This is a genomic window from Pseudomonadota bacterium (assembly GCA_026388275.1).
Taxonomy (GTDB): Bacteria; Desulfobacterota; Syntrophorhabdia; order Syntrophorhabdales; family Syntrophorhabdaceae; genus JAPLKB01.
In genome coordinates, this window is sequence record JAPLKB010000026.1 from 20,668 (window position 1) to 38,242 (window position 17,575).

The window sequence follows — 17,575 nt, forward strand, 5'->3', positions numbered from 1 at the left end:
AGCGTGATACATTGGAAAATGTTTAACGATTCTTTCAGAGACCCTTGATTTTATTGGTGCCGAAGGGGGGGCTTGAACCCCCATGTCCGCAAGGGACACCGGATTTTGAGTCCGGCGCGTCTGCCAATTCCACCACTCCGGCTTGTTATTCACTGCTTTAATGAAATTAGAGCATATCAAAACCATTATTATATGTCAACAGGTTGCCCTATCCTAAAAGCAAGCCTTAATAAATTTTATCAGATAGTCTATCTTCAAAATACGGTCGGGTTTAAGAGAAATGGCTTTCCTGTAATGCCCTCTGGCAATCTTCTTTTCATTGTTTAGATAAAGTTTTCTAAAAAGTTCCAAATGTCTGTTAGCAGTGAAATCCTTTCTGAGATGCTCGATTGCTGCACCATAAAAGGGGTCATCAAAGATAGCCTGTGCAAGGCTAACCCCCTGTCTTTTCAGTTCTTCGATATTATGCCGGAGGCTGTCGCCGTGCCATAGCGTAACAGCAGTCGGTTCTTTTAAATAATAAACAGGTGCACTAAAAAATATTTTTAAAAAATAAACAACATCCTCCCCGTTTGATATACCTGACGGAAATATGAATTGCTTTGCAATATTACTGCGAATCAACGCCGCACAAGTTCCGAATGGAAATCTTCCCATCAGCAGGTCTTCATAAAATTTATCCGACATAATATCTGTTTTAACCCAGGGTTTGCATAACATGCTATTGCCCTTTTGTGAATATGTCTCGGTGATTACAGCACCGGCAGATGGTTTTTTCAAAAACGCATTGAGCCTTATTTTAATTGCATTTTCCGTAAGGTAGTCGTCTGCATCGAGAAAAGCAATAAAATCGCCGGCAGCCTGTTCCAGTCCCTTGTTTCTGGCAGAAGACACTCCTGAATTTTCCTGCCGGATATAAACAATCCTGCTGCCATAACTCTCTGCAATATTTTTGGTGTTATCCGTTGAGCCGTCATCGATAACGAGAACTTCAACGTTTTTATAGGATTGATCAAGACATGATTGTATGGCCTTAGGTAAAAAATCAGCATAATTGTAAGTTGGTATGATAATAGAAACCAAAGGGAATTCAGTTTTTGCCGTCATAATATCCAATTTGTCTTATACAATGTCCATTTATATTTGTCTATAATAATTGAGGTATCAAAAATTTTGTCTTGACAATCAATGCTTGATTGCACATATTATCACAAAGCTATAATGGGTAATTTTTTCTCTGGTTAACAATAAGAACCAGTAATTCATACAATATATAATATTTATTGGGTAAATTGAATTTTAATGGAACCTGAAACGTTAAATAAACAGAGCTTTCTGTCTCCCGATAGCGGAACTTACAGCGATATAAGCATAAATAACAATAAATGCCGCAGGTGCTTTTACTGTATACAGATATGTCCTGCAAAAGCCATCAGAGTAGAAAAAAACAGCATTAAAATTATTCCTGAACGGTGCATTCTGTGCGGCAGCTGCGTAACAGCATGTCCCCGGCAGGCATTGGATTATAAAAGCGGTCTTGGCCATGTGGTCAAACTGCTAACAGACAACGAAAAGACAATAGCCTGCCTTGATCCGGCTTTTCCGGCGGACCTTAATATGTGCACTCCCGGACAACTTGCTACAACTTTGAAAAAGATAGGTTTTACAGAGGTCTGGGAGGGCGCCTTTGGTGCTGAATTGATATCCCGGGCTTACAAAAAACTGCTTTCCGAAGAAACCGGCAAACCTGTAATCTCCTCCTTTTGTCCTGTAATTGTCTTTTACATACAAAAATACCTTCCACAACTGATTCCTAACATAGCGCCTATCGTGTCTCCAATGATTGCCATAGGCAGGGTTGCCCGTGCAATAAAAGGGACAGACTGGAAAATTATCTATATAACGCCCTGCATGGCTCAGGTAAGGGAGATGAATGCCCCGGAGGTAGCCGGAGTTATTGACGAAGTTATTACCTTCCGCGATATAAGACGATTGATTAGCAGTAAGGGTATTGATTGTGAGCAGCAAGAGGAGACCGGGGCTGATGGTCCAAAACCCTATCTCGGAAGGACAATTTCTGTAACACCGGGACTTTACAGGACCATTGACGTAAACTATGATACTCTGATGGACGATATAAGCGTTATCTATGGACCAAAACGTGTCATAGGTGCATTAAATCAGTTGGCGACAGATTATATTGAGGCAAAATTTCTCGATTTTGTTTACTGTTTCGGCTGTGTGAATGGACCTTTTGTCGATAGCGATTTGTCTGTACTCGGAAGGCGGCAGGTAGTTGTACGGTACGCAAAAGCCAAAATAAGCGGCCAGGATATTGGGAATATTAATGCCGAACTTGATTTATATAAAAATGTTGATTTGAGCAGGCGATTCGACAATATGGAACAAAAATTACCGGTGCCGACAGAAGAACAGATAATGACAATACTTAAAAAGATCGGCAAAACCCCGCCTAACCATAATCTTGATTGCAGAGCGTGCGGACATGAAAGCTGCCGCGATAAGGCAATTGCAGTAGCTCAGGGAATTGCTGAGACAGAATATTGCCTGCACTACCTTCTTGAACAGAGTAAAAAAATATATCAGCAATTAAAAAAATCTCATAAGCAGTTACAGCAGTCGCATCAGGAACTGGAACAGGCGCATGCACAACTCATAAAAACGGAAAAATTTGCTGCCCTGGGGCAGCTTGCAGCAGGCGTTGCCCATGAAATCAACAATCCGCTTGGAACAATTACTATTTATTCCCATCTTTTGTTGAAAAGTCTGGAAGAAGAAGATCCAAGAAAAGATGATGTAGCATTGATCATAAGCGAAGCAAACCGTGCTAAAGAGATTGTTCAGGGACTTTTGAGTTTTGCAAGGGAAACAAAGCTCCGGGAGTCCGAGATGAACGTGAATGACCTGCTTGAAGATGTCCTCGCCCTTATCGGCAATCAGTCTTTGTTTTATAACATCAAGATTGAAAAATCCTTTTATCAGGACATTCCTACAATCACTGCCGACGAGACTAAACTTAAACAGGTTTTTTTAAATATTATTTTAAATGCCGCTCAAGCTATGGAGGGGAACGGAAAACTTACAATCAGCACAACTACGGATAAAAGGCAGATCAAAATCAAGATTCAGGATACAGGCCCAGGTATTCCCCCTGAAAATATGGACAAACTCTTTTCCCCGTTTTTTACTACAAAAGAAAAGGGGACGGGGCTTGGACTTGCCATCTCTTACGGGATAATTGAGCGGCATAAAGGGAAGATTGATGTTTATTCAGAGCTTGGAAGAGGAAGCACCTTTACCATAATCCTCCCGATAACAAAATGCGAAGATATAGTATAATGATATAATAAAGGAAGAAACGGATTTATATAAATCGCCGTTTCAAAAATAAAAAACAGGGAGAAAAAACTATGGCTAAAAAACCAAAAATATTGCTTGTTGACAACGATGTGGATTTTATCGACCTGAATAAAGCTGTTCTCGAAAACAGCGGATTCGAGGTAGCAGTGGCATTTGCAGGCCGGGAAGTAATGGACAAGGTAAGATTTGAGCAGCCGGAATTAATAGTACTTGATCTGATGATGGAGAAACATGACACCGGTTTTGGTGTTGCAAAAGCACTGAAGGCTGATCCTGTATATAGAGATATCCCCATATTAATGCTCACAGCAGTTCTTGGCGAAACCGGTATGGATTTTAACCAGGATCTTGACGGCTATTGGATGAAGACTGATGCCTATGCAAGTAAACCGCTTACACCTGAAGAATTGATAAATAAGATAAATGAGTTACTTGCAAGGTCAAAAGCAGACAAATAATATGGATTTTGGAATGAAAGGCAACTTAAACAATTTATGCTGACGAACAAGGCTGACAGCATAAGCGCCAAGGCAGTAAACCATGAAAAAAGTGGTGGTTAAATGGATGACAAGGTAACGATTTTAGTCGTTGATGATGAGAAGGGTATCCGCGAGGGCTGCCGGAGAATCCTTACGGGCGAAGGTTTTGCCGTTAATGTGGCAACTAACGGTAAAGAAGGCCTGGAAATGGTAAAGGCTAGAATCTATGATCTTATGCTTGTTGATTTGATGATGCCCGGCATGGGCGGTCTGGAGATGATGGAGCAGGTAAGCCAGATTGATCCTGAAATCATCATGATTGTTATTACCGGTTTTGCCACTATTGAAACTGCCGTTGATGCCATGAAACGCGGCGCCTACGACTATATTCCGAAACCGTTTACGCCTGATCAGCTGCTTGCTTTTGTAAACAGAGGTCTGGAGAAACGCCGCCTGAGCATACAAACAAAGCTGCTTATGGAAGAAAGAGATCAGAAACTGCTCGAAGTCGCAAATGAGCGTTCAAAACTCCACACGATAGTAAACTCCATTGCCGACGGCATACTGGTGATCAACAGAGAGAAGCAGCTTGTACTGTTTAATCCTGCTGCAATAAAGATGCTTGCATTAAGCAGAAAGCTTGAAACTGGTAAGGATATTAACGACCTCATACTGAACAAGGATTTAATCCATATTATTGAAAAAGGATTCAGTTCTGAATCATCCCAATATACAATATTGTCGGAAGAAATAGAACTGCCGTCCCCCATAAACAAGACGCTGATGGTAAATGTTTCAAGAGTGAGAGATGAGGCAGGTCAGGACTTCGGGGTTGTCAGCACTTTACGTGATATAACAAGCTTGAAAGAAATAAATCAGATAAAATCCCAGTTTGTAGCAATGGTAACTCATGAATTACGTGCCCCGCTTGCCGCTATTGAAGGATATCTTTCAGCATATTTAAGCCAGGCAGCAGGAAGCGACCCGCAGATGTACAACCAGATGATGGGGCGGGCAAAACAACGTGCTCATTCATTGCTGGAGCTTATTGATGACCTTTTGCAGTATAGCCGCCTTGAGGTAAAATCTATTGCAAGGAAAAAGGAACATCTCGATATTTCTGAAATTATTATTGGCACTGTTGATTTGCTTAAAGTACAGGGTACGGCAAAAAATCTTAAGTTCGAAATGGATATACCCGAGCATTTACCTCTTATCGAGGCAGACCGGACTGAGATGGAACAACTGTTCACTAATCTCGTTTCTAACGCAATTAAATACAATGTTAAGAACGGAAAGGTAATGATAAATGTAAGGCCGGACGGCAATTTTTTGCATATTGCAGTAGCTGATACAGGAATAGGGATCGACGAGGAGAACCTACCCTGTATTTTTGATGAGTTTTATCGCGTATGCGGACCTGAAACGAGGTACGTAACGGGCACCGGCCTCGGATTGTCTATAGTAAAAAAGATTGTTGAATCACACTTCGGCCATATTACAATAGACAGCAAGATAGGCAAGGGTACGGCATTTACCGTTATGTTGCCGATTCAACATATTAAGGAATCAAAATAAAGTAAATTACATATAAAAAAGGAGAAGATATGGCAAATGAACCAAAACTAAATGAAATTGTTGAAAAACGGACATTGGCGCCCTCAATCGTGCTTTTTAAGCTCTATGTGCCTGATATTGTTGACAAGGCCAGACCGGGGCAATTCGTGGTCTTAAGAGTAGACGATTACGCAGAGCGTATACCATTAACCATAGCCGATTTTGACCGGGCAACAGGTTTGCTTACGGTTATATTCCAGGCAGTCGGCTCTTCAACGCAAAAAATGGAAAAGTATGAACAGGGACAGACAATTCTTGATGTAGTAGGACCATTGGGAAAACCAAGTCACATTGAGAAGTTTGGAACAGTTGTCTGCGTGGGCGGCGGCGTCGGCGTTGCTCCTGTATATCCGATTGCAAAAGCCCTCTTTGAAAAAGGGAATAAAGTTATCAACATTATAGGCGCGCGTACAAAAGAGATGCTGATCCTTGAAGAAGAAATGAAGGCGATAAGCAGCGAATTATACGTGACAACAGATGATGGAACATACGGTCATCATGGATTCGTTACAGATGTGCTGAAAAAACTCATCGCAGAGAAAGGAAAGATTGATCTTGTAATAGGCATTGGACCGGTTATCATGATGAAAGCGGTATGTGACGTAACCCGTCCTCACAATTTAAAAACTGTCGTAAGCCTGAATACAATTATGGTTGACGGTACCGGTATGTGCGGTTGCTGCCGCGCCACTATTGGCGGGGAAACAAAGTTTGTCTGCGTTGACGGCCCTGAATTCGACGGCCACCAGGTTGAATTCAGCGAACTGATGCTCCGTGGAAAGATGTATAACAGGGAAGAGCGCCGTGCTATGTGGGATCACAAATGTAAGCTCGAGGAAAAAGAAAAGGCATTGAAAAAATCAAAGAAGCGTGAACCCATGCCTGAGCAGAATCCGAAGGTCAGGATGCAGAACTTTAATGAAGTCGCCCTTGGATATGCCAGAGAAAACGCGCTCCGTGAGGCAGCACGCTGTCTGAACTGCAAGAATATGCCCTGTGTTGAAGGATGTCCTGTTAATGTTAAAATACCCGAATTTATAAAAAAGATTAAGGATGGCGATTTTATGGGCGCAATCCATACGATAAAAGAAACCAACAGTCTACCGGCTGTGTGTGGACGCGTCTGCCCGCAGGAAACACAATGCGAAGAAAAATGTATACTTGGTAAAAAAGGTCAACCTATTGCCATAGGCCGGCTTGAGCGTTTTGCCGCTGACTATGAACTCAGTCAGGGCGATGTCCGTGCACCTGAGCCTGAAAAACCGACAGGCAAAAAGGTTGCCGTAGTCGGCGCAGGGCCTGCAGGATTGACTGTTGCCGGTGAGCTTGCGAAAAAGGGCCATGAGGTAACAGTCTTTGAGGCGCTCCATAAGGCCGGTGGCGTTCTTGTTTATGGAATTCCAGAATTTCGTCTCCCAAAGGCAATAGTCCAGAGGGAAGTGGATTATGTAGGAAAACTCGGGGCAAAAATAAAAGTTGATATGATTATAGGTCAGACCACAACAGTTGACGAGCTTTTTGCAAAGGGTTATGATGCGATTTTTGTCGGCACCGGCGCAGGCTTGCCTTATTTCATGGAAGTACCGGGTGAAAACTTAAACGGTGTATATTCAGCCAATGAATTTCTTACCCGCGCCAACTTAATGAAGGCATACCTTTTCCCTGAATATGATACACCGGTAAGGGTTGGAAGCAAGGTGGCCGTTATCGGCGGCGGTAATGTGGCAATGGACGGAGCAAGGATTTCAAAGAGAATGGGGGCTGACGATGTTTACCTTATTTATCGCCGCTCACGTGCAGAGATGCCGGCAAGAGCAGAAGAGGCGCACCATGCAGAAGAAGAAGGTATTGATTTCAGACTGCTCACCGCTCCTATCAGGGTTATAGGCGATGAGAACGGATGGGTCAAAGGCATCGAATGTGTGAAGATGGAACTCGGTGAACCTGATGCATCAGGCAGGAGAAGACCTGTTGAGATTAAAGGCTCCGAGCATATCATTGATGTGGATGTAATTATTGTGGCAATAGGACAGGGTCCTAACCCGATATTGACATCAACAACAAAAGATTTGAAACTGCGTAAAACAGGAAACATAGAAGCTGATCCGGAAACAGGCAAAACCAGTAAGAAGGGCGTATTTGCCGGCGGCGACATTGTAACCGGCGCCGCAACAGTTATCCTTGCAATGGGTGCAGGCAGAAAGGCAGCAGCAGCAATGGACGAATATCTAAAAACCGGACAATGGTAGGCAGCGGCAGTCCCGCAAAGTTGCGGGACTGCGGTTTTTGCCTTTATAACTACAACAATAAAACAGGGGATTGGGGAATATTTCCAATCTCCTGTTTTATTGTTGTCTGAATAAACATTTATCTGATAAAATCTAGTAGAATATCTTCTGAACGGAAACAAGGTATTTAAATATATTCAGGGAACTATTGTGAAATATTCATTTCTTTATTCAATCAGGACGCATTTGGTATTGTTAATACTGATACTGGCTCTTCCTTCACTCGGTTTTATCCTATATTCCGGTTTGCACAGACAGAAATATGAGATAGAGAAGGCAAAATCAAATGCCCTTAATATTGTCTATGATATAGCATTTCAACAGGGACAGATTGTGGAAAATACACGTGTGTTTCTGATGACACTTGCCAAGCTGCCTGAGGTACAGAACAAAAATATTGATAAGTGTAATCAATTATTCAGTGCATTACTAAAGGAACGGCAATTATATGCAAATATATTTGCCGTTACCGGCGACGGCATAATTTTTTCATCTGCCTTACCTTATAAATCTCAAACAGTAACTCAAAGAAAATTCTATAGAGATGCAATAATGACAAAAGCCTTCTCAATCGGTGAATTCGGTATTGGAGGCATATCAAAACACCAGATACTTTCCTTTGCCTATCCTGTGTTAAGCGCCAATGGCAAAATCAGGGCAATTGTTGGAGTTACGCTCAATCTTACCCGCTACAGCAATGTTTTCTCGCTTTCACGATTACCGGAAGGTTCACAACTTGTCTTAACTGACTATAAAGATGTGGTTATTTATCATTATCCAGACCGCGAAGAATATATTGGAAAGCCTGATACCCCAAAAATTATAAAACAGATGCAAAACCAGAATGACGCAGGCACTTTTATTGATTCGGATATCAAAAGCGCAAAACGTCTCTATGCATATAAAAAATTACGCCTTAAGGAAGGTGAGCTTCCATATCTTAATATTCGCATAGGTATACCTGAAAAAACAGCTCTTGCAGCAGCACGACAGATATTAATTCAAAATCTCATTTCCGTCAGTGCAATTTCAATTATTGCGCTGTTCTTTTTCTGGTTTATCGGAGATATGCTGATTACTAAAAAAGTAGACAAGCTTGCTTATGCTGCAAAACGTTTAGGGCTTGGAGATTTGAAAGCCCGTACAGGCATGAACCATGAAGGAGGAGAACTTTCTCAACTTGCAAAAACCTTCGATGAAATGGCTGAAGAATTAGAAAACAGAAGAGAGGAATTACTGTTATCGGAAGAAAAGTATCGCAGTATCTTTGAAAATGCAGTTGAAGGTATATTCCAGAATACCCCGGATGGCCGTTTCCTCAATGCTAACCCGGCCCTTGCCGAAATGTTCGGTTTTCAATCTCCTCAGGAGTTTATAGAAGCTGTTACAGATATAGAAAATCAGTTATATGTTAATCCTGACGACAGGAAAATGCTGAAAGAACTTTATGAAAAACATGACGCGGTATCACGTTTCGAGGCCAGACTGTACCGCAAGGATAAAAGTATTCTGTGGATTTCCCTGAATGCCCGTGCTGTCAGAGATGCGGATGGGAAAATCATCTGTTATGAAGGTACTACTGAGGATATTTCCGAACGTAAGAAAGCGGAGGAATCTCTTCAATCGGAAAAGGAAAAGCTTTTTGCTATCCTTGAAAACGACCCTATGGGTATAGCTTTGGTCAATAGGAATGGAATTTATCAATACATAAATCCTGAATTCACGAACATCACAGGTTATACTCTTCAGGATGTTCCTACTGGAAGAGAATGGTTTCAGAAAGCTTATCCTGACCCGGAATACAGAAAGAAGGTTATCGATGCCTGGGAAAGGGGCAGATTACCAGAGGGAGGAAGAAGCGCAGACGAAGAATTTACAATACAGTGTAAAGATGGACAAACTAAGGATATTGAGTTCAGAACAACATACCTGAAAGAATACAGCATAACAGTTTTAATGGATATTACAGAACGTAAACGAGCTGAGGAAAGGGTTCATATCCTGAATCAGGAACTTGAACAGCATGTTATGGAACTTAAAACCATTAACGCAAGTTTAGAAATCTTTACTTTTTCTCTTGCACACGACTTAAGAACACCTCTTGTTGCCATAGGGGGTTTTTCCCGAAGACTGCTGGAGAAATATGATGATTGCATTGATGAAAGGGGTCAGCAATATCTGAAAATTATCAACACGAACATTATGCATATGGAAGAACTCATCAGCGACCTGCTAACCTTTTTCAAGCTTGGAGGCAAACCAACACAGCATTCACAGGTTAAAATGAATCTCATGGTACAGGAGATATTTAATCAACTCAAAGCAATATACCATGACCGGGTAATCGAATTGAACACTAAAAATATTCCCGATGCAAGAGGCGACGGAAACATGCTGAAGCAAGTTCTGGTCAACCTCATGACCAATGCTGTCAAGTATGCCAAGCCAAATGGAATTATTGTAATCGAGGTGGCAGGATTGGTTGAAAATGAAGAAAATGTTTATTATGTAAAAGATAACGGCATCGGTTTTTCAATGAAATATGCTGATAAAATTTTTGAAATATTTGAACGTCTGCATACAAAAGAAGAAATTGAAGGTACAGGTCTCGGATTGGCAATTGTGAAGCGTATTGTCAAACAGCATGGAGGACGGGTATGGGCTGAGGCAGAAGTTGGTAAAGGAGCTACTTTCTATTTCACGATACCCCGATAAAATGCTTTCGATCAGTATCAATCAATAACTGCATTGACAGGCCCCTGCTATTTTGTTAAATTTGCACCTGATTAACAGGTATAACAATGAAAATCACAAAAAGATCAGAAAAAATTACCCCTTTTTATGTCATGGAGCTGCTTGAAAAAGCCAGAGGCATGGAAGCACTGGGTGAAAATATTGTGCACATGGAAGTGGGCGAACCAGATTTCGCCACTCCACAGGCAGTAAAGGAAATGGCCATAGAGGCGGTAAAAGAGAACAGGACATTTTATACCCACAGCCTCGGTATACCTGAACTGAGGAATAAAATATCGGAACACTATTATGAATCAGAAAATATAAATATACCTCCTGAGAGGATCATAATTACCAGCGGCACATCAGGGGCCTTTTTACTTTTGTCGGCAGTGCTTCTCGACAGATGGAATCCTCTTGGTGTTTCTGATCCGGGATACCCGTGTTACAAAAATTTTGCACTCCTAGTTGATTCGCCGGTAATTTCAATTCCCGTAACTGAAGAAACAGGATTCGAAGTCACAGTTGATCACCTGCATCATTTAAAAAAGCTTCCCGGTGCACTTATTATCTCTACACCATCAAATCCGACAGGCATTGTTTATCGTGAAGAAACCATTTACGATCTCTACACGTTTCTTTCCGGAAAAGGTAAAGTCATTGTTGCAGATGAACTTTACAAAGGGCTGACATACGGGAAAAAGCCAAGGACAGCACTTACCTTATCGGAAGATATTGTAGTTATTAACGGATTTTCAAAAGCCTTCGCTATGACAGGGTGGAGACTCGGATGGATGGTTGTGCCTCAGGAACTCGTAAGGCCTATCCAGAAAGTAGCTCAGAATGTTTTTATATCCCCTCCGACTATATCACAGTATGCCGCATTGTGCGCATTTGATGTAAAGAACGAACTGGAAGAGATGCGGAAAACCTATGAGGTAAGAAGGGATTTTATGCTTCCTGAGCTCAAACAAATGGGTTTCAATATACCGATAGACCCGGAAGGTGCTTTTTATATCTACGCAGGTATTGAAAAATGGGGGCTTGACAGCATGGAGTTTGTTGAAAGGGCATTAAATGAGGCAAAAGTTGCCATCACACCCGGATATGATTTCGGCTTATTCAAAGCATCATCGCATATCCGCTTTTCTTACGCAAACAGCCTGGAAATGCTTAAAGAAGGCTGTAAGCGATTAGATGCATGGCTGAAAACACTGTAATTATATTAAATGGGAGAATAATATGAGCATAATGGATGACATAAAACATCTCGACATAAAACTTGAGGCATCTGAAAGTGACGAGATTAAAAATATTATCGATCATATCACAAGAGAGATAAAGGATGAATTTGTAAGAAATACACTTATCGAAGGGGCAATAGGTGAATTCATTCATGAGATGCGTCCAGATATCATGGAGGCACTGATTGCTGAAAAGGACAGGCAAAACAAAGAATGGATAAGGTTAAGCCAGAGGAAATTTGATGAAAAAGGAAACAGGATTTGCGATGAGCAGCACTGTTCTTCAACAATAGAAGTAGCCCAATGTACCTATTGCGGAAAGTATATATGCAAGGAGCATAATTATTTAGAAGGCTCCACGTGTTGTTACAGCTGTTGGGTTTTCAATTTCGGAGAGGGGAAGAAACAATAAAAAATTAACGGCATGTCGCCAAAATGCTTACAAATTGCTTCCTGCTAAGTGACTAACAACAAAAGCCAGCAGGAAGCCAGCCACCGTAACCAACGCCACGAACCGGCCGCCCTCCTTGAATGCTTCCGGTATCATCCTAAAAAAGTTGTTTAAATTTGTCTTTTGATTCTTTAATGATTTTTATTGCCGCTGTTTCATCCTGCCAACCCAATATTTCAACTTCTTTATTCTCAAGCTCTTTATAAATTGTAAAAAAGTTTTCTATTTCTTTTAATAGATGCGGAGGAACTTCAGACATTGTTTTTATGTAATTCCAGAAAGGATCCTTTAAGGGAACACAAAGAATCTTTTCATCCGGACCTTTTTCATCTTTCATTAAAAAAACACCAATAGGTATGACTTCTATAAGACAGCCGGGGAATGTTGACTCCCATACAAGAACCAATGCATCAAGCGGGTCTCCGTCAAGAGAGATAGTATTTCGAATAAAGCCATAATCACAAGGATATATCGCAGATGAAAATAACATCCGGTCAAACCTGATTATTTTTCTCACGCTATCATATTCATATTTATTCCGACTTCCTTTCGGAATCTCTATTAATACTTCAACAATTTCTTCATTCTTCTCTTCGGTCATATCCAGCCTCCTATGCTTCTTTTTAACCATGTAGCTTCATGTCGTTGAAATTGGTTTTTCTTATGTATTTTATAATACTGCATGTTGGATAATTCTTCAAATTTAGGTGAAATATATTGTTTTTCTGTATTTAATTAATTCCCTATACCTTAAACAGGACACCCATGCTTCTACTGCCAATTGTCTGCTATTCGCTTGAATAACCCGCCCAAAATCTGTCCTCCAAAGAAAGTCCCGATCAATATAGGAAAACTTACTATCTGCCAACCGATACCGCGGGATTTCCTGAGTTTTTCTATTAGACATGGCCGGAACACTGTTTTGCTCCCTGCTCAACTGTACTTCCCTACCCTTGCAACGGTTCACATCCACTCAACCTTCGAACTTGCCCTGGGCTTTAAAAAGCAAGTTAGGCGCCTTATAATCGATATTCAAAGAGATATCTGCCATGGTGTTAATTATCTCTTTGTTCTTTTTCCCATAATGTTTTCAGGTTTCTTTTACCATGAATAATGCCCAATATTACAATACGAAATTTTTCAATTATATAAACAAGACGATATTCTCTTACAAGGATTTCGCGAATATCAGGGTTGGTCAGCTCGGGAACAGCCCTTCCTCTTTCCGCATATTTACTGAGTGAGCGCCCTGCGCTTAATATTTCCCGAACAAATGATGCAGCATAAAAAGATGAATCTCTTGATATGTATTCTGCGAGGGATTCAAGGTCGGCAACAGCTTCATTAGACCAAACTACTTTTCGAGCCATTTTGCCATAATCTTCTCAACTTCTTCCTGTGTGTGGATTCTGCCTTCTTCCGCATCCAGCATACCTTGTTCTATCTTCTGAAGAACATAAAGATGGTACTGAATGTCCTCAAGAGTACAATCTTCCGGCAAACGTTTGAGGAGATTTTTTACCTCTTGTTTTGCTGTTTGCATAATCACTCCTTCTGAATAAATTATACTAAATTAAAACCCAAATTTACATAACGTTTAATGCAAAACGTAAGTCACGTGTCACGGATGCTCCACTATTGCAATTTCTTCTTCCGTCAGCCCGTATAACTCATACACAAGCAGGTCTATCTGCCGGTCAATGGCGTCAATCTGACGCTGGATGGCGGTTTTGTCATGAGGCGTCTTTGCCTCGGCAAACTGTTTATGGAGGCCAAGCATCTGCTCAACAAGGGAGACCATGCGGGAGTGGAGGACAACATCGGCGAGGTTGGAGAAGTCGATGGTGCGAATAGGAGTTTGTTGAACATACATCGGTTTATATTCGAAGTATCCACCCTGTTTAGTAGAAGAGATTGAGTGAATAAAAAAGTCACTTACCCTTGAGTTCAATACACCAAGTAAATACATGTCATCAGAAGCAATGATTGATGTTTTGTCGTTTGAGTAAAACCCACTGGCATCAAAGGTGTATGATGCGTTTTTTATGATAGACGGTATTATAATTTTTGCTTTTTCAAATTCTTCCCAGTAATCTATTGCATCCTGTACTTCATACCACTGGTAAGAGCCTGGTTTCCTTCCCTTCCAGCTTTCACCTTTCCAATCTCTTGGTTTCGGCATTAGTCTCTCTTTAAATTGCAGCAAATGATGGTAGATAGCAGGATAATTTTTGATATTAATGCCTCTCCTTGTAAAAATCAGAAATCTATTACTTGCAGGTGGCTGATATCGCTTAACATCTCTCCCCAGCAGGAAGGGTTTGATAAGCTCTGCACTTTTCGGGTCTTCAGCAATGAGTTGTTCACGTGTCTGTGAGTCGATGACAAAGGCTTCGTTAAGACCCGTTAACACACCACGGTAGATTTTGCCTTTCACATATTCTCCGAGAGGCACCCCCTGTTTCAGTATCTTCGAAAGAAGCAACTGTGTCCGGTTGTCAGAGAGAGACCAGCCTTTATCGTCAAGGGTTGTTTGATCGATGTTGTAACTATTCGAGCTTACATAATCTTTCAGGCTTCCAAAATCTAAGGTTTTGACCTGAACAGCATTAAAACTCAATTTCGGCACTGTGTTTGAAATACGTATAATACATGGATATGTAGTAGCCTTCTCAAACACAGGCAAATCTCCGAAATCAACAATCTCTTCAATACACTGTCCTTTTAGCCATGTCCGTAAGGGTTCTCCATAACTTGCCCGCATCCATTTGTTTGCCACAATATATGAAAAAATACCGCCATCTTTGAGGAGGGAAACGCCTTTTTCAATAAAATAGGCGTAAAGGTCGGCAGAGCCATCATAGACACTATAATGCTTCTGGAAATACTGTTTTAAGTCACCGAGCATTTCCTGACGGACATACGGTGGGTTGCCAATGACCGCATCGAAACCCCCTGCCTCCATGATGTCTGAAAATTCTGCATTCCAATCAAAGACATTGATCCGGTAGCGTTCTGTATCATCAAAGAGTCCCATTTGCCTGTTGTCGTAAAAATCAGGCCCTATGAGAGAGTTGCCGCATTTTATATTGTTGCTGAGGTCCGGCAGCGCACGCTCATGAAAGAGCGTCATCTGTTGTGATATGGATTGCTCAGTCTCGCCCTCCAGGACTTTCAGCAGCAGCGAAAGCTTTGTAACCTCTACCGCCTGCGTGTCAATGTCTACACCGAAGATGCTGTTGAGGAGTATACGTTTTCTCTCGCCTGTTGTAAGTCTCCATCCACCTCCTGACGCCTGATACAGGGCGAGCGATTTGCCCTTTGCCCACTTCCCCGGCGTATGAGAGCTATACCAGTCTCTGTGCCAGTCCAGAAGGGATTGATAAGCGCCGATAAGGAATGAGCCTGAACCGCAGGCAGGATCGAGTATCTTTATGTTTGCCGCCTGTTTCGGCGTCTTGCCTTCAAGAAGTTTTCCAACGGTGTTTTTCACAATATAGTCTACGATATAACGCGGGGTATAGTAGACGCCCCCTGCTTTTTTCACCTCCGGCTTATCTTCAATTACTGCCCTGTGCCCGGCCGTAAGATGTATCACCTTGCCGAGAAATTGTTCATAGACCTGTCCCAGAATATCTGCCGAAAGTACTGAAAATTCATAGGGACTGTCAGGGTAGTACAGATTTTTAATGATCTCTTTGATGACCTTGTCGTCTATGAGAAGATTGAGAGTCAAATCATCGGGCGGCTCAGGGCGCATTTTTTCTGCCCGTAAATGGAACAACCCTGAATTATAACGCTCATCAGCATGGCGGAACAACTGACAGAGCCTTTCATATGCATTAGTACCGTTCTGGAGAGAAAACAGACGCCCATAATCCTCGATCCCTCTGTCTTCGCAGATGCGAAGAAAGATAATGCGGTCAATTGTTGTTTGGACTGCAAAATTGAGATTGCGCTGTGACAGGTCCGGGTTGCGAAGGGCTAAGATGCGGGCAAGCATCTCACGCCAGGATTCTATTTCTTTCAGAAAGGCAGCATCCACTTCAGCAGTACCTTTCTTTGTTTTACTTGACTCGGCATATTTATCGAAGGAGCCCTTAAGCACTGCCTCACGTGAGAAGATGGACACAATCTCCGTCCAATGTTTTTCATATTCGGCACAGGTAAAGTACAGGATACGCCCGATTGCCGCCTTATCGGTTTTGTCGGGCTTTATACGGCAGTCATAGACGGAAAATTCTTCAAAATTGGTAAGTATGGAAAGAGGTAACTTAGCTGACCATGCATAACGGCGAAGCTGAAAAGCAGGATCGGGGTCATCCTTGATCCGAATTGACGGCTTTTTCGCTTCCACAAAAAACTTCCTCGTGCCGCCGATACGGAAGCTGTAATCAGGCGCTTTTGTAAAACCGCCTATTTTTATCGCATCTTCGTGAACAACATCCTTGTACGCCTCGGCATAGCCATTCTTATTCTCCACATCCCATCCGAGGGCGTCAAAAAAAGGATCGAGGAATTCACGCCTGAGCTGGGTCTCATTGTATTGACTTGACCTGTAAGCCTCTGCATTCCGGTTATACCGTTCAATCAAATCCGAGAGTTGAATAGTTTCCGACAAATTTCCTCTGTTTTTCTTCTATTATATTAAAAATTTACAAAAAATAAAAGCTTTTATGGACATTCTCTCTTCTTGATTTTTTGCCGTCAGCAGAGGGGGTTTATGCCAATAACTATTTGCCGGTGTTTTTGTTCGTCTGAGTATCCCGCCTTCCCAATTAATATTCTCCGACACAGTGTCGGAGAATATTAATATTCCCGTAAATCAAACATGGAGGCTGTTCTACATAATTTAGCTTTTTGAGAGACATCAAATAATGAGCAGGTTGAGAAAACACGAGATTAGACCTGAAGGCATGACTAAGAAAATCCGTGAAACAGTTTCACAGATTTCTAAAACATCTGCTAAGTCAATACAGGCAATGTTTTGCGCAATATCATTTTTAAAACCTGTTTATAGGATTTTAAGGTATTGTCATCAAAAAGTTTCGTGAAAGTTTGTTAGAAAGATTGAACAAACCAAAACAATAGGGACGGCAGGGTATTGCCATTATTTTTATGAAAAAATGGCACTTAGAATAAGTATAAACAGGCTTATAAAGGGAAATATCGGGAGGAGAGAGGAGGAAGTATGGGAAATGAAGAATGATTTCTTCATTTCCGCCGGATTCACATAATCATATATGTGAATCCGGCTTGGGTGGGCAGGGGCATGGAAGAAATGCAGCAGATGTGGATGAGATGTAAGCCTTGCAGGCCGCAATCGTACTGAATGTACGATGTAGGATCGCAAGGCGAAGCAGATCGCCGCAGATGAATATT

The 17,575-nt window shown here is 41.7% G+C and carries 12 protein-coding genes and 1 tRNA gene; 7 read left to right on the plus strand and 6 right to left on the minus strand.

Translation table 11 applies throughout. From position 1 onward, the window contains the following. Nucleotides 1–54: 54 nt before the first annotated feature. Nucleotides 55–142, minus strand: a tRNA-Leu gene (locus tag NT010_07185). A gap of 71 nt (nucleotides 143–213) precedes the next feature. Then, a complete protein-coding gene (locus NT010_07190; GenBank protein MCX5805835.1) occupies nucleotides 214–1,107 on the minus strand; it encodes a glycosyltransferase family 2 protein in 894 nt (297 codons plus the stop codon). Between the two features lie 195 nt (nucleotides 1,108–1,302). Between NT010_07190 and NT010_07195 the strand changes: the two genes are divergently transcribed. From NT010_07195 to NT010_07225, 7 genes are all read left to right on the plus strand, one after another. Continuing rightward, nucleotides 1,303–3,360 (plus strand): ATP-binding protein, encoded by a 2,058-nt coding sequence (locus tag NT010_07195; protein ID MCX5805836.1) that lies wholly within the window; start codon nucleotides 1,303–1,305, stop codon nucleotides 3,358–3,360. A 71-nt stretch (nucleotides 3,361–3,431) separates the two neighbouring features. Then, nucleotides 3,432–3,839 carry a response regulator gene (locus tag NT010_07200; protein ID MCX5805837.1) on the plus strand — a complete coding sequence of 136 codons (408 nt, stop codon included), beginning with the start codon at nucleotides 3,432–3,434 and terminating at the stop codon, nucleotides 3,837–3,839. Nucleotides 3,840–3,941: 102 nt separating this feature from the next. Beyond that, the gene (locus NT010_07205; GenBank protein MCX5805838.1) at nucleotides 3,942–5,438 is read left to right on the plus strand and encodes a response regulator; all 1,497 of its coding nucleotides are present in this window, start codon (nucleotides 3,942–3,944) and stop codon (nucleotides 5,436–5,438) included. Nucleotides 5,439–5,467: 29 nt separating this feature from the next. Next, the gene (locus NT010_07210) at nucleotides 5,468–7,726 is read left to right on the plus strand and encodes a bifunctional dihydroorotate dehydrogenase B NAD binding subunit/NADPH-dependent glutamate synthase (GenBank protein ID MCX5805839.1); all 2,259 of its coding nucleotides are present in this window, start codon (nucleotides 5,468–5,470) and stop codon (nucleotides 7,724–7,726) included. Between the two features lie 231 nt (nucleotides 7,727–7,957). Further along, complete coding sequence (locus tag NT010_07215; GenBank protein MCX5805840.1) at nucleotides 7,958–10,480, plus strand: PAS domain S-box protein; 2,523 nt, start codon at nucleotides 7,958–7,960, stop codon at nucleotides 10,478–10,480. 86 nt (nucleotides 10,481–10,566) lie between these two features. Next, nucleotides 10,567–11,718: an aminotransferase class I/II-fold pyridoxal phosphate-dependent enzyme gene (locus NT010_07220; GenBank protein ID MCX5805841.1), complete on the plus strand. Its 1,152-nt coding sequence runs from the start codon at nucleotides 10,567–10,569 to the stop codon at nucleotides 11,716–11,718. Between the two features lie 22 nt (nucleotides 11,719–11,740). After that, nucleotides 11,741–12,154, plus strand: a complete 414-nt coding sequence (locus NT010_07225; protein ID MCX5805842.1) for a hypothetical protein — start codon at nucleotides 11,741–11,743, stop codon at nucleotides 12,152–12,154. A gap of 136 nt (nucleotides 12,155–12,290) precedes the next feature. Here NT010_07225 and NT010_07230 read toward each other — a convergent pair whose 3' ends face one another. The 4 genes from NT010_07230 to NT010_07245 all read right to left on the minus strand — a co-directional run bounded on the left by NT010_07230 (nucleotide 12,291) and on the right by NT010_07245 (nucleotide 16,814). Beyond that, nucleotides 12,291–12,794, minus strand: a complete 504-nt coding sequence (locus NT010_07230; protein MCX5805843.1) for an inorganic diphosphatase — start codon at nucleotides 12,792–12,794, stop codon at nucleotides 12,291–12,293. A gap of 454 nt (nucleotides 12,795–13,248) precedes the next feature. Beyond that, nucleotides 13,249–13,563, minus strand: coding sequence for a type II toxin-antitoxin system RelE/ParE family toxin (locus NT010_07235; GenBank protein MCX5805844.1), 315 nt, complete (start codon nucleotides 13,561–13,563; stop codon nucleotides 13,249–13,251). Continuing rightward, nucleotides 13,548–13,736, minus strand: a complete 189-nt coding sequence (locus NT010_07240) for a hypothetical protein (GenBank protein ID MCX5805845.1) — start codon at nucleotides 13,734–13,736, stop codon at nucleotides 13,548–13,550. Before NT010_07240 ends, NT010_07235 begins: the two co-directional genes overlap by 16 nt. Nucleotides 13,737–13,814: 78 nt before the next feature. Continuing rightward, nucleotides 13,815–16,814 (minus strand): Eco57I restriction-modification methylase domain-containing protein, encoded by a 3,000-nt coding sequence (locus NT010_07245; protein ID MCX5805846.1) that lies wholly within the window; start codon nucleotides 16,812–16,814, stop codon nucleotides 13,815–13,817. Between the last annotated feature and the right edge of the window lie 761 nt (nucleotides 16,815–17,575).